Origin of the sequence: Fulvivirga ligni, assembly GCF_021389935.1 — a bacterium.
GTDB lineage: Bacteria > Bacteroidota > Bacteroidia > Cytophagales > Cyclobacteriaceae > Fulvivirga > Fulvivirga ligni.
In genome coordinates, this window is sequence record NZ_CP089979.1 from 6,380,411 (window position 1) to 6,403,566 (window position 23,156).

Annotated in this window: 20 protein-coding genes; 7 read left to right on the forward strand and 13 right to left on the reverse strand. The window is 39.3% G+C overall.

Going from position 1 to position 23,156, the window contains the following annotated elements:
- Positions 1 to 4 precede the first annotated feature (4 nt).
- Positions 5 to 427 (reverse strand): DoxX family protein, encoded by a 423-nt coding sequence (locus LVD16_RS27035; RefSeq protein WP_233771417.1) that lies wholly within the window; start codon positions 425 to 427, stop codon positions 5 to 7.
- Positions 428 to 566: 139 nt separating this feature from the next.
- Between LVD16_RS27035 and LVD16_RS27040 the strand changes: the two genes are divergently transcribed.
- Complete coding sequence (locus LVD16_RS27040; protein WP_233771418.1) at positions 567 to 1,424, forward strand: aldose 1-epimerase family protein; 858 nt, start codon at positions 567 to 569, stop codon at positions 1,422 to 1,424.
- 107 nt (positions 1,425 to 1,531) lie between these two features.
- The gene (locus LVD16_RS27045) at positions 1,532 to 3,649 is read left to right on the forward strand and encodes a M48 family metalloprotease (RefSeq protein WP_233771419.1); all 2,118 of its coding nucleotides are present in this window, start codon (positions 1,532 to 1,534) and stop codon (positions 3,647 to 3,649) included.
- Between the two features lies 1 nt (position 3,650).
- On the opposite strand, the gene LVD16_RS27050 is transcribed toward LVD16_RS27045, so the two are convergent.
- The 3 genes from LVD16_RS27050 to LVD16_RS27060 all read right to left on the reverse strand — a co-directional run bounded on the left by LVD16_RS27050 (position 3,651) and on the right by LVD16_RS27060 (position 6,074).
- Entirely contained in the window at positions 3,651 to 4,748 is a 1,098-nt protein-coding gene (locus LVD16_RS27050; RefSeq protein WP_233771420.1) for an MBL fold metallo-hydrolase, read from the reverse strand.
- Positions 4,749 to 4,852: 104 nt separating this feature from the next.
- Entirely contained in the window at positions 4,853 to 5,389 is a 537-nt protein-coding gene (locus LVD16_RS27055; RefSeq protein WP_233771421.1) for a DNA-3-methyladenine glycosylase I, read from the reverse strand.
- 148 nt (positions 5,390 to 5,537) lie between these two features.
- A complete protein-coding gene (locus LVD16_RS27060; protein ID WP_233771422.1) occupies positions 5,538 to 6,074 on the reverse strand; it encodes a hypothetical protein in 537 nt (178 codons plus the stop codon).
- Between the two features lie 142 nt (positions 6,075 to 6,216).
- Between LVD16_RS27060 and LVD16_RS27065 the strand changes: the two genes are divergently transcribed.
- The 3 genes from LVD16_RS27065 to LVD16_RS27075 all read left to right on the forward strand — a co-directional run bounded on the left by LVD16_RS27065 (position 6,217) and on the right by LVD16_RS27075 (position 8,377).
- On the forward strand, positions 6,217 to 6,786 hold the full coding sequence (locus LVD16_RS27065; RefSeq protein ID WP_233771423.1) for a Crp/Fnr family transcriptional regulator: 570 nt from the start codon (positions 6,217 to 6,219) through the stop codon (positions 6,784 to 6,786).
- 77 nt (positions 6,787 to 6,863) lie between these two features.
- Entirely contained in the window at positions 6,864 to 7,337 is a 474-nt protein-coding gene (yiaA, locus tag LVD16_RS27070) for an inner membrane protein YiaA (protein WP_255697752.1), read from the forward strand.
- Positions 7,338 to 7,489: 152 nt separating this feature from the next.
- Complete coding sequence (locus tag LVD16_RS27075; RefSeq protein WP_233771424.1) at positions 7,490 to 8,377, forward strand: hypothetical protein; 888 nt, start codon at positions 7,490 to 7,492, stop codon at positions 8,375 to 8,377.
- 125 nt (positions 8,378 to 8,502) lie between these two features.
- On the opposite strand, the gene LVD16_RS27080 is transcribed toward LVD16_RS27075, so the two are convergent.
- Entirely contained in the window at positions 8,503 to 10,020 is a 1,518-nt protein-coding gene (locus LVD16_RS27080) for a T9SS type A sorting domain-containing protein (protein ID WP_233771425.1), read from the reverse strand.
- 184 nt (positions 10,021 to 10,204) lie between these two features.
- Positions 10,205 to 10,789: a hypothetical protein gene (locus LVD16_RS27085; RefSeq protein ID WP_233771426.1), complete on the reverse strand. Its 585-nt coding sequence runs from the start codon at positions 10,787 to 10,789 to the stop codon at positions 10,205 to 10,207.
- A 223-nt stretch (positions 10,790 to 11,012) separates the two neighbouring features.
- Here LVD16_RS27085 and LVD16_RS27090 point away from each other — a divergent pair, with 223 nt between their 5' ends.
- Entirely contained in the window at positions 11,013 to 11,981 is a 969-nt protein-coding gene (locus tag LVD16_RS27090; RefSeq protein ID WP_233771427.1) for a TolB family protein, read from the forward strand.
- Between the two features lie 5 nt (positions 11,982 to 11,986).
- On the opposite strand, the gene LVD16_RS27095 is transcribed toward LVD16_RS27090, so the two are convergent.
- Positions 11,987 to 12,517, reverse strand: a complete 531-nt coding sequence (locus LVD16_RS27095; protein ID WP_233771428.1) for a GNAT family N-acetyltransferase — start codon at positions 12,515 to 12,517, stop codon at positions 11,987 to 11,989.
- A 557-nt stretch (positions 12,518 to 13,074) separates the two neighbouring features.
- On the opposite strand from LVD16_RS27095, the gene LVD16_RS27100 reads away from it, so the two are divergent.
- Positions 13,075 to 16,434, forward strand: coding sequence for a T9SS type A sorting domain-containing protein (locus LVD16_RS27100; protein WP_233771429.1), 3,360 nt, complete (start codon positions 13,075 to 13,077; stop codon positions 16,432 to 16,434).
- Between the two features lie 859 nt (positions 16,435 to 17,293).
- Here LVD16_RS27100 and LVD16_RS27105 read toward each other — a convergent pair.
- From LVD16_RS27105 to LVD16_RS27130, 6 genes are all read right to left on the reverse strand, one after another.
- Positions 17,294 to 18,031 (reverse strand): nuclear transport factor 2 family protein, encoded by a 738-nt coding sequence (locus tag LVD16_RS27105; RefSeq protein WP_233771430.1) that lies wholly within the window; start codon positions 18,029 to 18,031, stop codon positions 17,294 to 17,296.
- 236 nt (positions 18,032 to 18,267) lie between these two features.
- The gene (locus LVD16_RS27110; protein ID WP_233771431.1) at positions 18,268 to 19,092 is read right to left on the reverse strand and encodes a phosphate ABC transporter ATP-binding protein; all 825 of its coding nucleotides are present in this window, start codon (positions 19,090 to 19,092) and stop codon (positions 18,268 to 18,270) included.
- On the reverse strand, positions 19,092 to 19,943 hold the full coding sequence (locus LVD16_RS27115) for a PstA family ABC transporter permease (protein ID WP_233771432.1): 852 nt from the start codon (positions 19,941 to 19,943) through the stop codon (positions 19,092 to 19,094). The genes LVD16_RS27110 and LVD16_RS27115 overlap by 1 nt, the downstream gene beginning before the upstream one ends.
- A 5-nt stretch (positions 19,944 to 19,948) precedes the next feature.
- A complete protein-coding gene (gene pstC / locus LVD16_RS27120) occupies positions 19,949 to 20,839 on the reverse strand; it encodes a phosphate ABC transporter permease subunit PstC (RefSeq protein ID WP_233771433.1) in 891 nt (296 codons plus the stop codon).
- Between the two features lies 1 nt (position 20,840).
- A complete protein-coding gene (locus LVD16_RS27125; protein WP_233771434.1) occupies positions 20,841 to 21,791 on the reverse strand; it encodes a PstS family phosphate ABC transporter substrate-binding protein in 951 nt (316 codons plus the stop codon).
- A 47-nt stretch (positions 21,792 to 21,838) separates the two neighbouring features.
- Positions 21,839 to 23,149, reverse strand: coding sequence for an alginate export family protein (locus tag LVD16_RS27130; RefSeq protein ID WP_233771435.1), 1,311 nt, complete (start codon positions 23,147 to 23,149; stop codon positions 21,839 to 21,841).
- Between the last annotated feature and the right edge of the window lie 7 nt (positions 23,150 to 23,156).

Sequence of the window (23,156 nt, forward strand, 5' to 3'; positions counted from 1 at the left end):
AACCTTACTTTTTTGAGAACCAAACCTTTAGAACGCCCGCAGACCACAGTGCCCATAAAATAAGCACAGGCTGAAAGAACAATCGGATTAATCTCTTCTTATCGGTATCTAAACCAAAGGCATCAATCCCATTTGTATACTGAGCAATATTTCCTGGAAAAATTAGCACATAGAATATAGCCAGAGCCAAACCGGCCCACACTTTATAACGAGTGATGAACACCATGGCTACACCAAGCATTAATTCGGCTACTCCAGACAGAATTACCACAAGATCCTTACTTAACGGCACCCATTGCGGCACCTGAGCCTGAAACTCTTCCCTCTGAAAAGTCATGTGCCCTATGGCCGCCAGTATCATAAACAACCCCAGGATGATCCGAAGTACTTTTTGCAAGGTAGAAGTCTCTGTATTTTTTGGTAACATATTTTAAATCTTTAGTGAATTAATCGTGCACGATTTAAATAACCTATAGAGATTAAAAAAGTTATCTTTATCAAACTTATTTTACAAGCCCGAGTTAAACTTATAATCAATAACAGGCCGTTGCCTCAACTTGAAAAACATGACCTATACCATAGAAAATCAATACCTAAAAGTTTCCGCCAAATCACAAGGAGCGGAACTTACATCGATCTTTAATAAAATCACTGGTAAAGAAATGCTCTGGGAGGGAAATCCAGAATTCTGGGGTAGACACGCACCCGTTCTGTTCCCCTTTGTAGGTAAGCTAAACAATAACAGCTATACATATAACGGTAAGAGTTTCGCAATGGGTCAGCATGGTTTTGCCAGAGACATGGACTTTGAACTCATTGAGCAAAGTGAAAATAAAATACAATTTAGCCTTAAGTCATCTCAGGAAAGCAAGGAGAATTATCCTTTCGATTTCGAACTTATACTAGGCTATGAACTAGCTGCTGAAACCATTATTCATACTTATGAGATAAAAAACGGCGGCACCACCGACATGCTTTACTCCATTGGCGCTCACCCTGCATATAATATAGAAGGAGAGTTTAGCGAGTATGAGCTACTATTTGAAAAGCCAGAACCACACTTACAAAGAACTTATCTACAAGCTGGCTTATTAGATACACAAAAGGCTTATACTCTAAATAATGAGAGGATCTTAGCACTCAACCATCAACTATTTGCAGAAGATGCTTTAGTTTTTGAAAACCTGGAATCAGATGAAATTACCCTGGTTAGAAATGAAGAAAAAGTCCTTACAATGAATTTTAAAGGCTTCCCATTTTTTGGTATTTGGACCAAGCCAGGAGCACCCTTCTTATGCATGGAACCATGGTTGGGCATAGCCGATGTTCATAATTTCAATGGCGATCTTTCAGAGAAAAAAGGCATAATGACGCTAAAAGCCGATGATAAAATCAATTTCGACTATTCAGTATCATTTTATTAAATTTATTACCACTTACATAAAATTTAATATATAATTTTCATTTAAATGTTAGAATAAGCATATTTCGAAGATTTTTTTATCTTATAAAAAAGACCGCTTTTTCTACCATGAAGTTTATCCATTATCCTCTATCTCCTAAATTAGAGAATACTGATTTTTTAAAACCCAGCGCTTCTTTCAAGAAAATAGCTGTATCAGTGGTTTTATCTATCATTATGTTCTTCCTATTTTACCTACTCTTGGTAGCATTAGGTGCTGGCATTCTAGTAGGTTCAGTATACGCAGGGCTGGGGATGATGTCAGTAAGAATCATGTGGTTCACGGTGGTGGCCGGAATAGGCATAATGGCTTTAGGTTTGATGTTTTTCATATTCCTGGTCAAATTTATTTTCGCAAGAAGCAAAGATGAAAATCCTTACCGAATGCAAATACATGAGTCTGAGCACCCTGAGCTTTTCAGCTTTATAAAACAGCTTAGCCTTGATACAAAAACTAAGTTTCCTAAGAAAATCTTTATATCTCCAGATGTTAATGCTAAAGTATTTTACAACTCTAGTTTTTGGAGTTTGTTCTTTCCAGTCCGTAAAAATCTGGAAATAGGCTTAGGACTTATTAATACCTTAACCATCAGTGAATTAAAGGGTGTTATCGCACATGAATTTGGCCATTTCTCACAGCGCAGCATGAAGCTTGGGAGTTACATTTACACGGTAAACAGAGCAATCTATAACCTGGTATACACCCATGATAGCTGGGATAACTGGCTCGCACAATGGGCCTCCGCCGGCGGGCTCTTTGGTATTTTTGCTGGCCTCACCTTCTGGATGGTAGAAAGAGTGAGAGACTTACTTAAAGTAGCTCATAACCTGATCAATATTAACTACATGAAGCTTTCGCGAGAAATGGAGTATCATGCTGATCTGGTAGCAATAAGTGTAAGCGGCAATGAACCTTTCAAAAATGCCCTAAGAAAAATAGAATTTGGAGGAATAGCTTACGGCTTAACCACTGGCCACCTGGACAAATTGGCCAATCATAATTTAGCCACCAAAAACCTTTATCACAACCATATTGACAGCCTGGCATTCCTCGCCGAAAAGAATAATATACCATATCACAATCATCAGCTCACATTATCCGATGAAGACATTAAAGATCATATTGTAAAAACCAGGGTAAATTACAAAGATCAATGGGCATCGCACCCCACTTTAGAAGAAAGAGAAGCAAGCATTGCGAGAGTTAACATCCAAACTGAAACTGCGGAAGAAAGTGCCTGGCAATTGTTTCGTGAGCCAGCAAGTCTTCAGGAAACCGTTACCAAAAAGCTTTATGAGATCGGCTTTAATAATACTGATTTTGAGGAGATCACTACTGAAGAATATAAAGCCTATATGACTTCTGAAGCAGACATTTATACTTTAGCGGATGAATACAACGGCTACTACGACGGAAGGATGTTCAGCAAATTCAACCCTGCTGACACTAATGCCTTACCAGTGGCTTATTCTACCTTTGATGAGGCCTATGCCCAGGAAAATATTGATCTCATAAAAAGCCTAATTGCTAATAAAACTGATTTGGAAACTTTAAACCTGATCAATGACAAAAACATTTCAGCCAAGCACTTTGAATTTGATGGTGTTCAATACAAGCGAAAGCAGGCCAAACCACTGATTCAACGCCTGGAAAAAGAAGTTCAGGAACAGGAGCAACAGCTTCTAAAGCAAGATCAAAAAGTATTTGGATATCACTTACTGATGGCCAAAATCAAAGAAAAAGAGGGATCTCTAATATCTGCCTACAGAAAATACACTGGTTATGTTACTAACATGAATGAACTAGAGGGCTATGCTTATAGGATTGGTAGCCTCAACCAAAGGTTATACTCTAAAATGAATTGGACTGAAGATGAAATAAAAATAGTGGCCACAGACATAGCTGGTATTGAGAAAGAGTTTAAGCTTTATATTTCCGACGACAGCCTCAAAGAGATAAGCCAGTATATAGATGTAGCTAAAGACCAGGAATATTTGGAGAATTACATTCATTCAGACACCTATCTAAACAGGTCATATGCTTTTTCTCATGAACATTTCCAGGCCTTTATCAATCTATTTAATCTGGTTCATAGTGCAGCTAGTGTAGCTACCAGTAAACAACTTAAAACATTAACAGACTTTCAGCTTACTCTGGAGAGAAGTGCTCAGTACGTTACTGAGTAGATTATTTCACTGCCTCCCACCACTTTTCAAATTTCTGGTCAGGATCATCTAACCTTACTACCTGCCCGATCTTCGGCGTTACAAGGGGAAAGTTATAACTTTCGTTTAACCTGGAAACTTCAGAAAGTGGCTCATCCCATGGGTGAAGTGCAAGCACAAACTTAGATGAATGCACAGGGAAAACTCTCTTAGCACCCAGATCATTAGCTGCCATTAATGTTTGCTCAGGTAGCATGTGAATAGCCTCCCAGGCTTTATTGTATTGGCCATTTTCCAGAATAGCAAAATCTATCGGCCCGAACTTCTTCCCTATATCTGCGAAATGAGTATCATATCCGCTGTCACCACCTATATATATCTTTCTATTGCTAAACTCCAGCACATAGGAGGTCCAAAGCGTATTATTTCTTACAAACCCTCTACCTGAAAAGTGCCTTGTTGGCGTAAAATGAGCTTTTAAACCTGGCGCCAGACTTACTTCATCGTACCAATCGCCTTCTATGATTTGATCAGCAGAATAACCCCACTTCTCAAAATGAGAGCCTACACCCAATCCACAAAGCACCTTACCCACTTTGTTTTTAAGAGCCACTATGGTTTCGTAATCCAGGTGATCATAGTGATCATGGCTAATGAATAGATAATCTATTTCAGGCAGTTCACTCACTCCATAGTTATTCGCTCCCGGGAAAGCCGTAACAGAACCTGGCACTGGCGATGCATTGCCACTGAACACAGGATCTACCAAAATTCGCTTACCCTCATTCTGAATGAAATATGATGAGTGCCCAAACCAAATCAACACATTCTGATCTGGAGACAAGTTCTGAATATCAGTAGTTTCTGATGGAATAACATCTTTTGGATTTAATCTTGGATGCTTCTTAAAAAACCTGTCATAGGCTATTCCTAGCATACTGTACCCCTCTGTAAGAGTAGGAGTGAAATGGAAATTTTCAAACTTACCATCCTTAAAATGGCCAGACTTTTTCATAGCATCTAATCTCTCCCCTTCTGGCTTCTGCCCAAACTTATCCTGACGCATATAGAAATAAGTAGTTATGACTAAGGCCACTGCCACACCAATAATTACAATCATCGCACGCTTTATAATTTTAAAAATTCGCTTCATTGCGTCTATAGACGTAAGCTTGCAAATTATATTTTAAGCAAATTGAAAATTTTTGATTTTTATTTCTGAAGTCATTTAGGCCCAGTGGCTATGATCTTCTGGTGAACTACACAATCTTCATCATGTGCACCCGGCAAGTAGCCAATACTCATTAAAAATTCACCTACTATTTCACCTCCGGTAAACTTAAAAGTCTTCTTAAAAAGCTTTACCCATTCTGGCTTGGTTTTGGGGTGATGGTGCTCGAGCCACTTTTCGAAAGAACCATGTTCCTTTTGTAGCTCAATTATCTTTTTGGCATTTTCAATAGCTGCATTCACCTTTAGTTTATTACGTATAATACCAGCATCTTGCAACAGCCTTTCCCGGTCCTGCTCTGTATATGCAGCGATCTTTTGAATATTAAAATCATCATAGGCCTTTCTGAAAGATTCTTCCTTCTTCAGAATTGTTTCCCAGCTCAATCCAGCCTGATTAATTTCCATGATTAGCCTGCCTAGCAGTTCGTTATCATCATGAATAGGAAAACCGTAGTGGTGATCATGATATTTTTTATGTAGAGACTTTCTCGGCTCAGGCATGGTCTGGATCGCAGTGCAGTATGACATGGTTTATGATTGGGTTAAATAAAAACATACGGGTTGACTGAAATGCTGTTTCGTTATTTCGGAAAACATAATTGATTCTGAGAAAAAGGATGCTGTGCTGCAGATGAAATCTGTCAAAACTAAGGCCTCATCCGATCTTAAACCCCACCTATATTAATCGCTCCAACTTTACAGCCAGCCAACTGACAATAGTAAAATAAACAACAGGCATAACAATGTAGAGATAATAAAAATATGGAGTATCTGCTGGCCAGAAAAACCCGTGTTCAAAACTACCTATCACAGACTTAAAAGAAAATATATTAATAGGAAGTGGATATAGCATAACAATCACCTTGAAAGCAATTGAAGAATTAGTAATTCGAAAGAAATATCCATGGTCATATTCCAAATTATAAAAAAATATAATATTCAGAATAAGAAAAACTACCACTGGAAAAACAAAGATCCTAAACTTCTGAAGAGGAAACCAAATCACTGTTGCAATAGAAAATAAAAGTAATACGGCCTGCAATAAAATAGGGGTGAGAAACTCCCATGCATCAAATCCAAAATATAGCTCATCCGATGCAATATATACAAACTCCATCATTACGTTCAGGATAAAGTTTAATACTATGCATACAAAAGCTATATTAAGGTCTTTTTTTAATGTGAAGGCCTGTTGCTTTAAAGAATATGACATGATGTTAAAAATAACATAAATCTTTCAGCTATTCTTAAAGATTTTCTCAAGCCCCGTAAGTCTTCACCAACAGAACAACAATCCTTTAACCCATTTAAAATGAATTAATTAGATTTAGGCTTACTCTGTTTTAATCACACTGATGCAAAATTTCGAAACTTACCTCCACGACTTCGTAAAACTTCCCGCCGATGCTATGCAGGCTTTATTAGATCTCTTTACTCCGGTGAGCATGGAAAAGCAGTTTCATTTTGCCAGAGAAGGCGAATATTGTAAAAAGCTCTGCTTTATTCAGGAAGGGATTATGCGTGCATACTATAGAAACCCAAAAGGAGAAGAGTTCAATAAGTTGTTTTTTGTTAACCCCGCCATAGTAGGAGGATACTCGTCTCTGATCACGGGCAACAAAAATATGATCAACATCCAATGCCTCACCGAATGCACTTTACTCCAGGCTAATTTTCAAGACATTCTGGACCTGTACGAGGAGTTTCCACTTGTAGAGAGACTGAACAGGATCATTGCTGAAGACTTCTTTGTGAAAAAAGAAAGAAGAGAAATGACGCTGGTAATGAATGACGCCTCTGAAAGATATAAGATATTTAAAGAGGAATATCCACAACTGGAAAATCAGATTGCCCAGTATCATGTAGCCTCTTATTTAGGTGTAACACCCACGCAGCTCAGTAGGATTAGAGCAAAAAGAGCCTAAAGTGTTTTCTTTACATATGTAAATGTTTCTCATCTCGGAGCCTTCCATATTTGCTTCATAATCAAATGATAAAAGTTATGAATCAAAGCACATTCACAACTCCGACAGAAGATAGCTCTTCTACAAAAAGAGATTTCAAAGGAAAGAAGCTAAATGTAAGCAAACCATCAAATGCTTTCGTGGCAGTATCCTGGTGTACCCTCATTGTCGGAATGACGGCCTATTTTATTGGTCTTTATAATGCTGAAATGCTATTGAACGAGAAAGGATATTACTTTTCAATAATAATGTTTGGCTTATTTTCAGTGGTATCAGTACAGAAAAGTGTCCGCGATAGACTAGAAGGTATTCCTGTGACGGATATCTATTACGGCATCAGCTGGTTCTCCGCCTTATTATCGGTAACCCTGCTTATAGTAGGTCTATGGAATGCCGACTTAACCCTAAGCGAAAAAGGCTTCTACGGCATGAGCTTTCTGCTAAGTATGTTCTCTGCCATTGCCGTACAGAAAAATACCCGCGACCTGCAGAGTTATCCGGATAATGACTAAAAATAATATTAAGAAAGACTTCCTTGAAGGAGGTCTTTCTGCCTTAAATTGTTGGTGATAGCACAAGCAGTTTATAAATATCTCTTGCCTCTTAGCCTCTGTTGGTGTCATCAACTACAATAGCGTAAAACTACAATACTTAGCCTCTGTTGGTGTTATCACCAACAATGGCGAGGAATTACCAAAATCCATATCCGGATATAAAAACTAATGCAATGAAGAATGGAACAAAAATAATTTTCGTGGTCGTTACACTAACACTTGCAATTTGTATTGGACACATCTTAAACGATCATGGTGGCTCAGCCCTGAGAAATATATTAGACACAATAACATTAGGTTCGTTAATAGTTTTTATTCTTTCTTTGAGCCTGCTCTCCTTTTCTTTCAAAAGATACGCTAAAAGTATCATCATTTGGATTTTACTGTTAATTAGCAGCCCATTAGCACTCACCACTATAATTAATCTTCATAGGGAACTTACAGTAAGACTCTCCATAACAACAACCCCAAATGAGTTTCGCTATGAGCTAAATGTGACACCTAACTATAAGCAAGATATAGACATGTTGCAGAAGAAGGTTGACAGCCTAGTTGAACTTAAGACAATTGCCATCCCTTCAGAATACACTCGGCGATATTTCAACGGCAATTTCTATAATGATAATATAGACAGACACTGGGCAATAGACATATCTACAAGTAACTACCAATCATGTCTTATTGATACTCTATTTTACGACAAAAATGGAAAAGATATTATTGCGGGCCTGCTTATAACCAAAACCACCAATTATAACAATGAAATAGAATATAATGGCTATGGATTTAGATATAACAAAACATCTATGAAACCTTTTGAAATCTTAAAATATATCATGACGGGTTATGACAATGCGACATCATGCTCCCAACTCCTTAGATATTATTATTTAAAAAAAATAGGCTCTGATGGAGAGGAATACAATATGAATGATATTAGGTTTCTAAACAGAAAAAATGATACACTGCTACCTGAACAAGCTCACATAAAAAAATGATACTTGATTGAATAATTAATATGTGTTACTGGCAAATCCGGTAGAATATAGGTGGTAACACCAACAATGACATAATACCAATAACATTGAATTGAGAATCCTGCAACAATATGAAAGTGCGAGAATTACTCTTTACATACCCTTCTCACCAAATCTCCCAACTTTATTACGTAAAATCCTGAATTTAAATTAGATACATCTATTATTAGCTGAGCATCATTATTTAAATTTGCTTTGGTTAAATGAGTCACATCATCTCCCAAGACATTAAATATTTTAAAATATTCGCCACCTGATATGGCGCCTTCAACAGTAATCTGATTAAAGACTGGATTAGGATAAATATTCAGTTGATTGATTTCCAGATAAGGAATACTTACATGTCTTATGGACGAGTAGTTAAATTGACCATCCATATCTGTTTGTTTTAGACGATAGTATGCTTTGCCAATAGGGTTTTGATCCTTAAAAGTATATCTTAATACTTCGGAAGAATTACCAGCTCCTTTCACCTTTCCTAGGGTCACCCAATTCATTCCATTTCCTGAACGCTCTACAGCAAAGTAGTCATTATTGATTTCCGAAGCAGTTTGCCACTCTAATAACACGCTCAACTGATCAGTCAAGGAAGCTTTAAAATTTACCAGTTCTACTGGCAACACAGTAACAGTAGATGCAGCAACTTCAAATAAAGAGAATGAGGTTAAACTATCATGTTCAACGGGCAAACTTTTAGCTACTCCGTCACACTTATCTCTCCCGGTAGCAGCACCATCTTTTAGAATGGTATAGGAGGTATAAGCATTATCGGTATAATCTGCAGGATTTAAGGTAATATTATAGTTGGTGATACCCCCTCCCGGGTTGGTTATTTCCCAAGAACCATTACCAACCCTATATTGTACATCCTGAAAATCTCCTGTACCGCAGATCACTATATTATCCAAAGCGCCTACACCTGTACTATCATGAAAAATTGCCGAAATCACCCCGCTGCCAATGTTTGATTTAATGGAAGCAAACTGAAGCCCGTCCCCTCCACCTGCATCCACATGTGTCCCTCCCACCGGAAAATCATAGGAAAAACCCTGAGCGACACTTCGGCGCACCTCACCTTCTATCAACTTGTCCACATCTCCATTATTGCCCGAATTAAGAATTGCTGCAGGATCATTATTCTTTACATAAATATAATTGGAAGAAACAGCTTGCAGAACGCCCTGATCAAGGCTGACAACTCCAGATGCATCTACTTCCACGACACTTCCCAACTTTAATACCGCACCAACATCTTTCTTCACGATAACATTGTAAAAATCATTAACTCCTGTAAAAGATCCTGATATAATTTGCGTATTAGAACCTACAAAGACTTCATCTCCGGTGGTGGTGAAGGTTCCTGAATTATACATGCTTCCTGTAAGCTGCACTTCTGCCGCAGTATTCACATATGTTCCTTCAATTGTGATAGTGCTATCAACATAAACTGCAACATTTGCAGGCACTGTTTCTACCGAAGCTAGTGTTCCTGAAGCTGTTCCTACAATATAAAGGCTACCACTCGTACCATCGTCAATGAAGATTTGGGCCTTGGCCTGAACACTATAAAAGGCAATTAGCATTAATGAAAAATATTTACTCATAGCCACCATAAAATTATAGTTTCTTAAATCTAAAGGAGCCTTTATAGGTGATCACATTATGTGCACTTATTACGAAACTCCCACTACTTACGAAAAAGAAAGCGCTTACATCCATATTAACTATTCTGAAATGTGTTGCATCATAAGGGGCTATATAATTTCTATAGCTATAGGCAGCATCCCCTTACAGTAAACCTGAGAGATGAATGAGCTTATGAACCTCAGTAGTGCCACTTACATTACTTGCTTGTGTATTTACTGGATGAACCGAGGTATCAAAAGAATAACCTTCAGGCAGTTTGAATATATAGGATCCAGACCCGGCTGTAGCTCCGGTGATGTTAGTATGTGAATACTCAAAGTTCACCGTTACCCATCCACCATCATCGGTAGCATAGATATAGTCGTTTATGGTTGTGGTTGCCTTGTTTGGAGCTGTGCCTGTTGCCGTGATGGTGAGCGTTTCTACTGGCGAAGTAACTAGCGTACTTACAGTCCTCCAGTTCGTGGCATCTTCGTCCGGTGTGACAGCAGTGTTGGTAGTGGTTAAGTGCTTGTATAAAGAGCCATTATATAAAACCACATAATTAGCAGAGTAGGTAGCTCCCGAAGTCCATGTAGTTGAAAAAGCAGCATCTTTTATATTTCCATTCACTTCTAATTTTTCAGTAGGCGTGGTGGTGCCTATACCAACATTTCCCGTTTGAGCTTGAGCATTATATACAATAAACAATGATAACATCACAACCACATATATTAACTTCTTCATTTTTAGGTCCATATTATTCAGCTTTGTGTTAAAGAATTATCTAGATGAGACTTGTTATGAGCAGATGGCAATCAGTGTGCGCCTTTTTCACTAACATAATCGACTCCCATCGTTCGCTCATTCCATACCTAAAATAATCTCATTTTCAGACCGTTCCTACTTAAAAAAATGAAGGTATAATGCGTTTGTAATTTTTAATGATTATTATGCCTCATAAAATGAAATGATTCAATTCAATAAAACTATACTCATCCTTTTAATAATTTTATTTCATAAGTTCACTTGTTCTGCTCAAGCCATACCCCCTTCCCCATTCTTCGGTCTGAAAGACAAAAAAGAGGCTTCTCAAATATTATTTCCTGAGTTAATCTGCAAGAACACATGGGAAACCAAAGGGACCTTTTCGCCTGACGGCACATTATTCATATATACTGTACAATGGCTCTACTCAGGAGGCACTTTGATGTACGTAAAACTTAAAAATGGCGAATGGACTACCCCTGAGATCACCCCGTTCTCAGGAGAATATGGTGGCGTAGATCCTATATTTTCACCAGATGGAAAAAAGATATACTTTACATCCAGAAGACCTATAGATGAAAAAGATACGACTAGAGACGATACCAACTTATGGTATGTTGAAGTTTCAGGGCATACATTTGGAACAGCTAAGGCTTTACACCATTCTCTTAACACAGCTGATAATGAATTCCATACCTCTGTCTCGAACCGAGGCACGATATTCTTTCACACTAAGAATGAATCTTCAAATTCCATGGATATTTATAAGGCCAAGTGGACAGATGACCAATACCTTGTAGAACCTTTAGATTCAGTCATAAATACATCGCACGGTGAATTTGATGTTTACATCTCCCCTGATGAAGATTATCTTATTTTCAGTTCTAACCGACCGGGTGGCTTTGGCAGCACTGATTTATATATATCGTTTTATGAGAATGGTCAATGGCAGGCTCCTATTAATTTAGGAGACAAAATAAATACTAGCAGTAGTGAATATGCACCTTGCCTCTCATCCGGAATATTAACCTACGCTAGCAACAGGATGCTGGAACCATGGAGTTCTGAGAACAAAAAAGATTACCAGACACTGATGCAAAAGATTAACAGCTTTGATAATCAAACAAATAACATCTGGTGGATTAATATTGATGTGGATCACTATAGGTAACGATTTTAGATGGCGTACCAAACACATTCTTCCAATCTGGTGCAGTCGCTAAGCTTTGGATGTTTGAAATCACCTTGTTTTATCATTCCTATCCTTTTCATCACAGCCTCCGAAGGCTTGTTCACCACGGGGCAAACCGCTATTACTTTCTTCAACTTGAGCTCTTGAAAGGCAAATTGCATGCAGCGCTTTGCTCCCTCGGTAGCATAGCCCTTTCCCCAAGCAGACTTTTTTAGCCTCCAGCCAATATCCACGGCAGGATTAAAAGGCGACGGGTAATCTTGCCAACTCAGACCAATAAATCCGATGAAATTTTGATCGTTTAAGGTTTCAACCGCAAAATAGTTAAATCCGAAGCTTTCAAAATGTGCCTGCTGACGTTCTATGAAAGCTAAGGCATCATCCCTTGTTTGGGTTTGTGGGAAAAACCTCATCACCTCAGGATCCGCTATCATTTGCGCAAAGCCCTCCAAATCTCTACTATTCCAATTACGAAATCCCAGCCTCTCTGATGTAAATAAGTAGTTATTGCTCATTGAATTACCTAACACTTGATAGATTTTTATACTAAGTCTTCAAAACGTATCAAACAGATACTGGGTTACTGTAGCAAACACCTTCACCAACTTCGAAACAATTTTATACATGGAAGTAACTATTGATTATTCATTAAAATTTAATGACTTAATTAAGCTTTATACCCATGCATTTACCTCAAATATTACATTAATAATTTTAGGTCATCATTCACTCTCCTTTCCTTCTCAAGAAGGAACCACTCTTACTCAAGTTATATCTTATCTCAATTAATACCCCTCTATAAAACAGATTTTAATAGCAGAATAACACACTCAGGTACTATTTCGCAATAGTTAATTACTGACTTCTTAAACTCAGAAATATTATTATTCCACAAACAATTCAGCAACGTAAGGTTTGCAATATTTTCATAAAAAAAAGCAACCGGCAAATGCTTAGCTTTTGTAATGTAACTGTAATAATTGAGGCCGGAACTTGGGAATAGTGTTGACTATCTAACTCCTCTTAAAACAGTTAAAACTAACTTTTTTAACCGAACATTTAGATTACGAAAATGCCACTACTCCATAAAACCTTCTCGTCTAAAACTTCATTGACACTTAAAGGAGTGCTCATACAATCAATTATGATTGCCTTCACTTTAATTATAGCACCTTATCACATCCATGCACAGACCCCAGGATTGATCATAGATCCGGCGGTGGGCGGCGCTCCTGTGCTAGATCCGAATGGCGATGGTTATGTCTCCTCAGACAATTCCGGTTTTGTGAGCAATGACAATGCTGAGAGCGAAATTCCATATCAAACCATTACTGTGCCTGAAATAGAACCTATCAGCGACGTAGCCTCTGGTCCTGCCTGCGGATTTACAGATTTTGCCGATGACGCCACACGCTACGTGGCTGCGTCATATCTTGATGCCTCTAACAACTGGCTTTTCCGCTTCAGGTTAGGAGGATATGCTCCTAATTCAAAGGGATATAGCGTTTTAATAGATACAGACAACTTATTCGGAAGTGGCAGTGACCCCAACCACGTGAGTGGCAACCCAGGCTTTGAAATTGAAATAGAATTAGTCACTAATTTTGGTGTAAGGCTCTATGATGTAGATGGCACCACATCGCCTACTTTAATGACCACATTGGCTTATGATGACTATGCTCAAAAGTCCATTGCTCAATCTACATCATGTTCCGATCCAGACTATTTCTATGATTTTTACATACCATTTTCCACCATTACCACCTTTTTCCCATCCATAACCACCTCCACCCCTATGCGCCTGGTAGCCAATACTGTAATTAATACACAAAGTGCTATCGGAGGCGGCATTTCCGACATTGGAGGTATAGATGACGATGCCTATGGTCATAATATTGATAAAATATGGGGCATTGTTATAGATAATCAAGTGGCTACTGCACCTGACGATATTAATTCAGGCTTTCCTCCCAGCCGCAGTGTGGCCCCTGCCATTACCAGCCCGGTATCAATTGGAGCCACTAGTGTTTCTGGAACATCAAGCGAAGCTGACGGCACCGTTATTGAACTTTTTGTAAATGGCATTTCAGTAGGTACCACTACTGTCACAGGCGGTAGCTGGACATTGTCTGGTTTAAGTGCATTAGCTGAAAATGACGCCCTTACCGCCACTGCTACTGCAAGTGGTGAATCTGTATCTTTAAGTTCGGAAGAAGTGAGTGTAGGCGCCTCTTGTAGCACCGCCCCCACCATTACCTGTGGCGGTAGAAAAGGTATAGAAATAAGTACTGTCAGTACACTGCCAGTGGGCACAGTATTGAGGTCATACAACCCAAATGATGCCTCTTTCCCCAGCCCGGTTGGCACTTTCACTGTTACCACACCTGGAACATCTTTTGTCATCGCTTGTAATGGATCCAATTCAGGCTGTAATTCAGGTACCAACTGTCAACCCAACGGTAGTTACTGGGCTACGGTGCAGGAGCCAGGAAACTGTGAATCAGTACCTTCAGCTTCATTTTGCACGGGTGGTGGTAGCTCTGCCAGCACCACACCTACCGTAAGCACGGCATCGGTAACCACATCTACCACTTCCATTAGCGGAACCTCCACCAGTGGGTTCAAAATATTTCTTTTTATTGATGGTGATTACACTAGTACTACCACTGCCGATGGCTCCGGAGCCTGGAGCTTTTCTGGCTTAAGCTTGAGTTTAGGTCAAGTATTGCAAGTGAAAGCACTACAATCTGGCCAGTGTTTATCAGCAGCCGTTAGCAGAACCGTAACAGAGCAATCTACAGCACCTATCATTAACGGCCCGCTGTCCAATGGCGCTACCAGCGTATCAGGAACAAGTACGGAGGCTGCTGGAACTGTAATCGACGTGTTAGTAGGCGGAGTTTCCGTAGGCACCACCACTGTAGATGCCAATGGCAATTGGTCGCTTACAGGCCTTTCTTTGAGTACAGGTCAGGTAGTAACTGCCACAGCCACAGCGGCTGGTGAATTAGTTAGTGCGGCATCATCTGCTTTCACGGTTCTGGAGGTAAGCGCTACACCTTCCATCTCGGGCAGTTACACTGAAGGAGGAACATCAGTATCTGGAACCTCTCCCTCTGCAGATGGTACCGACATAGATGTTTACATTGACGGCGGCGAACTAGGATCCACAACCACCTCATCTGGAAGCTGGACCGTGGGTGGTCTAAGTTCTGCTAATAATGATTTATATGCCGGAGGTGTTATCACTGCAACCGCTACCGAAGCTGGCAAGGCAGAAAGCCCGGAATCTGCCGGCACAACCGTGTCTTGCAACGCACCATTAACGGATCGCACAGTAAATGTGCTAAGTACAGAAGTATGCGAAAATACCACTGCACAGGTAGAAATTTCCAACTCCGAGGCGGGAGTAATTTATACTTTACGAGACAATGCCAACACCGTAGATAGAAGTACAGCCCTGCTCGGCACTGGCGGTGCTATTATTTTTGACTCTTTTGAACTCTCTTCCACAGAAACATTACAAATAGAAGCACTGAAAATACCTGACCTCTCCTGCATTGGCCTTAACAGTAATTCTGCCGCCATTACGGTATACAGTAACCCTGCTGATGACAGGACCGTTACCAGCACAGCTTCCACCATAGATTCGGGTGAATCTACTGACATTGAAGTGGCAAACTCAGAGGTGGGCGTAGATTATCTATTGAGAGATGATGCCGACGACTCGGCGATAGGAAGCTCCGTAGCTGGTACGGGTGGCACCATTCTTCTTCCTACTGGCACCATCGGATCCACGACCACATTTAATGTGCTGGCCACCAAAACATCTCCCATCACTTGCACCATTGAACAGCTCAACACAGCCACCGTGACCGTAAACCCGGTGCTACCTGTAGAATTGATTAACTTCACTGCTGAAGAAGATGACAATAGCCATGCTATTCACTTAACCTGGGCCACTGCATCTGAACTTAATAATGACTATTTTGTAATAGAGAGAAGTTCAGACGCAGCATCTTTTGATGCTATAGGACAAGTGCAAGGAGCTGGAGACAGCCAGGAAAGATTGGATTATAATTTTACCGATACTAAACCAACCACTAACCTAAGTTATTACAGACTTAAACAAGTGGATTTTGATGGAAGCCATCATTATTCATCCATTATATCAATCACCAGCGATGGCAATTATCAAATTCTGGTAAACCCGAACCCATTTGAAACTTTTACTACTATAAAAGTTAATGGGCTACGAAAGGATCAACAGATCTCTGTAGTCATAACAGATCAATCAGGAAAACCAATAAAGCGAATAACAGGAGGATCTGAAGTGAAACTGTATAGAGATAACCTACCATCAGGCCTATACATATACCAGGTATACATAGGCAAGCAATCTTTAAAAACAGGTAAGATCATTATCAAATAATGCATGCCACACAGCTAGCATATAGTCGTTGCGAGGGCGCGTTGAAATTATGTCAATGAAACAGCAATTCAACAAAGGTATATTTTCATATTATCAATAAAATAACATTTATATTAAAAATATAATATAAATAAAGAAAAATGCTTATGAAAATTTGAATAAATAAACCCTTTTATTAACTTTGAAATATCAATTAACGAATTGATCTACACTGTAGGGTGATGAAACAGGCAGACATGCCCTCCGGTCTCGGGGGTGGAGGTCACGGGATAAATTCTTTAGAGTATCCAATAACACTAAAAAGTACTAACCGCTCCGTGGAGGTTCGAATCCTCCCTCTACAGCAACAAGAAAGGCAGCTCAAATGGGCTGCCTTTTTTTATGTTATCAATTTCAAGGAAAGGTATTCATTCCATCAAAACACATCCACTAGATTCATACAAACCACATTCCTACTTTAATCCTATGCTTCATTGTAAATTTCACAATAAATTCGCCGAAGATATAAGCGATTTTAAAATTCAATCAACAATAAAGAGTTAATATTAAAAATATCACATAAATCAAGCTAATTACTTGCAAAAATTTGAATAAATAAACCCTTTTATTAACTTTGAAATATCAATTAACGAATTGATCTACACTGTAGGGTGATGAAACAGGCAGACATGCCCTCCGGTCTCGGGGGTGGAGGTCACGGGATAAATTCTTTAGAGTATCCAATAACACTAAAAAGCGCTAACCGCTCCGTGAAGGTTCGAATCCTTCTCCTACAGCTAATAGTAAAAATTCCTTGTATTGCACAGAATGTTTGACAAACGACCTGCCCTCGGGCAGGTTGTTTTGTTTTAAGGCATTTCTAAATCATTCCATTGTCATGCGCCATAGCCTCAGGAATTTTCTGCTTCACACTCCAATGCTCAGCAATCAATCCATCTTCCACAAGATAAATATTATAAGCTACACAAGATTCATTGTTGCCAATAGTGCTACACTGACTCACTACAAAGTTTCCCTCAGCTAATACACGATAGCATTTTTCAGTCTTTTGAGAAGCAGCAAATCTTTTCCAGGCTAGGTTTCCATCTTCAACATCTGGTATATGCTGAATGAGATTAGTATGAACATACTTATCCCATTCATCTGTACCTCCAATTAGCACTTTATTGATGAAATCTGCTACCAACTTTTTATTCCGATTGGTGGATTCATGCTCTTTTATCTCAACCGGACCTTCTACCATATTATCAATTCCTGATGGAATAATCTCAGAAGCATCCCAATGTTCAGCTAGTTTTCCATCTTCCAATCTAAACAGGTCCACTACTGCTCGCTTTTGCCCCATAAAGGAAATGCCTATATGAGCCACCACAAACTCACCATCACTAATGAATCGATAAAAGGGCTTATCAGGATTTTGTGATTTCGGCAGGCTAGCAAACATATCTATCATTTTCAGAATGCCTTGCTTACCGTCTTCAATGGTTGGGCTATGCTGTATATAATCATCTTTTATCAGTATATCTGCCAGTTCTTTATTGCTCTTACCTATTATTTTAGAGTAAAAATCAATTACTATTTCTTTATTATTCTTCATTTGAATTCTGTTATCGCGCGCCAGATAATGCGCGCAGGGTTATGAGTTGATATTGTTATCAACTTTTTAAAATTATTAAAATTTGGATGTTGGAAGGCGGGCACACCTGTGACTTGTGCAAGGTCAGTGCTTTACTGAACCACCTTCTTAAAAGGGTGCCTTAATGTAAGGCTTAGATATGTGAAGAATAAATAACAGAATATAAATTTAGATATATGAATGAAAGGATACAAGTCTTAATGTCCTAATAATAAATATTCCTTCAAAGTATCCGTTTTAGGATTTTCAAAAACCGAATTGGGTGTACCCTGCTCTATCACCTCTCCAAAATACATAAACACCACATAATCAGCTAACCGTTTAGCTTGCCTTAATATATGAGTTACTAAAATGATTGAGAACTCCTCGCTCAGCTCTTTAAACTGTTCCTCAATCCTTCTGCTGGAAATAGGATCCAGGGCAGATGTAGGCTCATCTGCAAGAATAACTCTTGGCTCTACCGCCAAACCTCTGGCCAAACACAAACGCTGCTGCTGCCCTATAGAAAGTCGACCTGCCGAGCTCTTGAGCCGATCCTTTACCTCTTCCCACAAGCTCACTTTCTTCAAATAAAACTCCACTCTATCTTCTAACTCGGACTTACCATTAATACCTTTTAACTTTAGGGCGTATTTAATATTCTCACTAATTGTACCAGGCAGTGGCTGTGGCTTTTGAGATAATAATCCCATTTTTTGACGCAGATCATAAACATCAACATTTTTATCAAAGATATTCTTACCCTCTAATAGAATCTGTCCTCGCTGGCTCACATCAGGGTAAAGGTCAGACAAACGGTTGAAGGTTTTTAGTAAAGTAGTCTTTCCACAACCAGAAGGCCCCAGCAGAACAGCTATACCTTTATCTTCTATATCAAGATTAATGCTTTTTAAAGTTTGTTGCGATCCATGCCAAAGATTTAAGTCTTTTACTCTAATTAGTGTCTTGTGTCTATGTGCGGCAGTTGCATGCAAATCCAACTCTGGAGCAGTGGCTATATGGTTATTTATAGTTTGTGTCATTATATAATATTCTTTGATAGTTTTCTAGTAATTAATCGGGATGAGAGGCTTATTATCAAAATTATGATGGTAAGCACTACCGCTGCGGCGTAGGCTCTCGCTTTCACCTCAGGTATGGGTGAGCTAAGCTGAAAGAAAATGGCCAATGGTAGTGTAGCAGCAGGTTCTGAAAGACTTTCAGGAATGTAATCAGTATAGCCAGCTGTAAATAAAACTGATGCCGTATCACCTATTCCCTTTCCGAGCGCCAGCAAAAAGGCTGTAGCCACTCCTGGAAGAGACTGTCTCAACAGAAATTTATACCCTATTTCACCTTTAAAAAAGCCCAGAGAAATAGCAGATTCAAATAATGAATGTGAGACCTGCTGCAAGCTTTCATCCATTGTTCTGATCATAACAGGGCAAATCAAAAATGCCACTGTGATGATAGCTGCCAACAATGAACTTGACCAACCGAACATAAGCATTAGATTAAACCCAAAAGCACCGTAAACTATAGGTGGAATGCCCCATAGCACATCAAGACTTAGCCTGATTCTTCTCTGCCATGCAGGGAATGAAAATAGATAAGTATGCATGAATAATGCTACCGGAACACTGAGAACGATAGCGATTAATGAGGCACCAAAAGCGAGATAGATAGAACCAATGATAGCATTTAGAATACCACCTTCTTTCCCAAAGTAGTAACCTCCTTTGGGGACCTGGCTGATAATATCCCAGGTTAGAGCCGGCAAGCCTTTCATGAAAATACCTACTAATATGCTAGCAAGAACCACTACAACGAGAAAGGTAAAAAAAGCCAACACCAGCCTTGCCAGCTTTTCTTCCGTGTATTTATTCAATTTCATAATTATTATAATTTAGTGTAATAATGATTGACCAGTGTTCTTGCTAATAGATTGAATACCAGCACTATCATAAAAAGAATTAATGCAGACAGCATAAGTGCGGCATCATATCGAGGTATAGTCATCATCTCCCCATAATTGTTGGCCAATAAGGCGGGTAAAGGGTAGCCAGCAGAAAACAGCCCCTCAGGAACCTTCACCATATTGCCCACCACCATGAGTACAGCTATGGTTTCTCCAAATGTTTTACTAACACCCAGAGTAAATGCTGCTATAATTCCTGGCCTGAGCTTTTTTAAAAGAACATCTTTTATCACCTGCCAATAACTGGCACCCAAAGCCAGGGCCGACTCCTTGAGGTCCGTACTTACTGACTCGAAAAGCTCCATAAGCATATTTAAAATATAGGGTGATACAGAGAAAGAAACTACCAGACCTGCGGCCAGGATAGAATACCCTGTGGTATTAGTAGCTCCATAAGCTACGGCCAGGCTGGCTACCATAGGCACAATGGTTATCACACCCCACAAACCGAAGATAACAGAAGGAATACCTGCAAGAATATCAATAATGGAACGTAATGATCTTGACAACCAAGCAGGAGCAAATTGAGTTATAAAAATAGCGGCTGATAGACAGACCGGTACCATGAATAATAAACCTATAAAGGATACGATGATGGAACTACAAATAAATGGCCATAGGCCAAACTTCCCTTGAACGGGTGACCATTCTGTACTCAAAAGGTTAGTGAATAATTCATTAGGCTGCAACAAAGGCCATGATTTATATACCAACGATAACCCAATAGCAATAGGCAGAATAACTATTAACCCGAGTGCTATTCTCATCCAAACACTTCTTAAGTGCTCTTGATAAAGTCGTGTAGCGATCATATTATAAACTATTTTTTTGAGTAGTCAACACTTCATCACTCAACAGGATGTAGCCATTTTCCTGAACAAAATTTTGACCTGAATCCAGTATCCACTGAAGAAATGTTACCATCAATGGATCAGTCGGCTTTTCCTTTGAAATCAGGTACAGCTCCCGAGCGGGTGGAGAAGGGTATCTCCCATCTGCTATAGCAGCAGTAATGGAATGGATATCATGATAAAAATCTTCCTCAACATCTATTTTACCATTACCATTGATATCAATAGGAAGTACCTCTAGACCTGGATACTTCTTGCCACTAGTTAAGTCATACGCATAGATCACATTGTTATAGCCTATGGCCAAAGGATCTTTCTTCACGGCTTCAGCCAAACCAGGATCACCATATACTGCCACCCCCTTAATAGCCTCCTGACTATCAGCCCCCAGATACTTTGCCCATGTATCAGCGGCTCCAGCAGCATCAGATCTGGTGAATACACTCACTTTATTGGATGAATTTTTCCATGTTTCATTACCCTCTTTTAAAAAGTAATTGATCAATTCACCCCTGGTAATTCCTTCTTTCTTTAACTGGCTCAATATTGGATTTTTATCACTGATAGTAGGCACTACCGCATCTTTGGCAACAGAAACCCACCACACTCCCTTATCTCTTTCTTCCGGTTTTATCTCTCTGGAAAACATTCCTAAATCTGTAGCCCCGGCTAATACATCAGCCATACCCTTTCCGGCACCACCTCCTGATATGTTAATTTTTACCTTGGGATGTTCTTTTCTGAACTCCTCAGCCCAAACATTCATGAGTGGATACAGAGCAAAAGCGCCCGAAACTGAGATAGAGCCTTGGATTTCATCAGAAGAACTTTGCTGCTGATCATTGGCAGTACGCTCACATGCCGTGGTTAAAGCCGTAACTACACAAGCTAAAATTAAAAATGAATTTCTCATCGTATTATTTATTTATTCTATAGGATTTATAGAGTATTAGAAAAAAATTAATGTTTTGTATTGATTAATTCTGGAGACCATGTAACCATAACATATAAGAATTGACCTGTTTGATCCTTACTACCACCCTTTCCTGTATTCAACATCAAGATGGTTTCGCCTGGTATGAGAAACATATATGCTAGCTCTAGCTCGGTATAATCATTAGGATTAAACCGACATCTGAAATCATTTTCCCAAGCATAAAACTTATCAAGCGAATTACTCACCCCATCGTTTTGCTGGTATATGGTTTTCTGCGTTTCCAGGATATGGCTTTCCCAACTGAGCTTGAATTTTGCCCCTAATTTATAATCGTGTATCAGATATGGATTTACTATTCCTTCATGTTCATTGGTTCTCACAGTTTTTTGAGTGTAATCCATACGACCATTATATCTATGAAAAGCTCCGTACTGAGCCAAAAATGCTGTTGATTTTGCATCATCTGGATTGGCATCACCACTAAAAACCTGTGCCCCCACGCGTAGGGTGTAATGTGGGTTGATGGTCCATTTCATTTCAGGCTCTAGATAGTAGGCCTGATGCACTTTACCACTCTCAATTTCTCCCCATTGATAATATCCTGCAAAGGTAAAATATAGCTCTCCTTCTTCATATTCCACCCTACCGCCATTTGTAAATTTCCATCTTCCTACATTATCACCACGGCCGGGGTCTGTATACTCATCAGTGAAGTTGATAAACCTTAAATTCACCTTTGCAGAAGGTTTGAAAGACACAAAGCTTGCTAACAAAGTCCGGTATTCATCCCATGGGATTTGGTAAGCAGTACCATATTCACTTTCTTTCTCCTGATTATAAGCGGCAACAACATCAGCTTGCCATTTATTCTTTTTGTAAATAAATCTCACTGCATCATGCTGCCCGCCTGCTTGCCGCCAGTTGTTTTCAGCAAATAATCTTTCATTATCATATTGAACTCTTTGGCGGCCTATTCTTACGGATAATGACTCACTAAGTATTGGTTCTACATAAAATTCATAAAATTGAGCCTTACCAGTAGCGTCTCTAGGGTCAGTATCTCCCCATACCCTGATATCTTGAAAACTTGTATGGAAAATAAACTTATTCGATTTGTAGTCAAAATTCAAGCGAGCCCTGTGAGAGGTAAAAAAGGCAATTTGTGACGAATCATTGGGCAGACTTCTGTACCCTCTTCTTAACTCAGTTCTCGGTCTATACTCAAGACTTAAACTTATCTGTTTACTACTTTCTTCATTCGGTGCTAAACCCTGAGACTGTAGCGCGTGCGGAAGCCATACAGAGGCTAAAATTACAAGTTTGATAATCTTCATTTCTTAG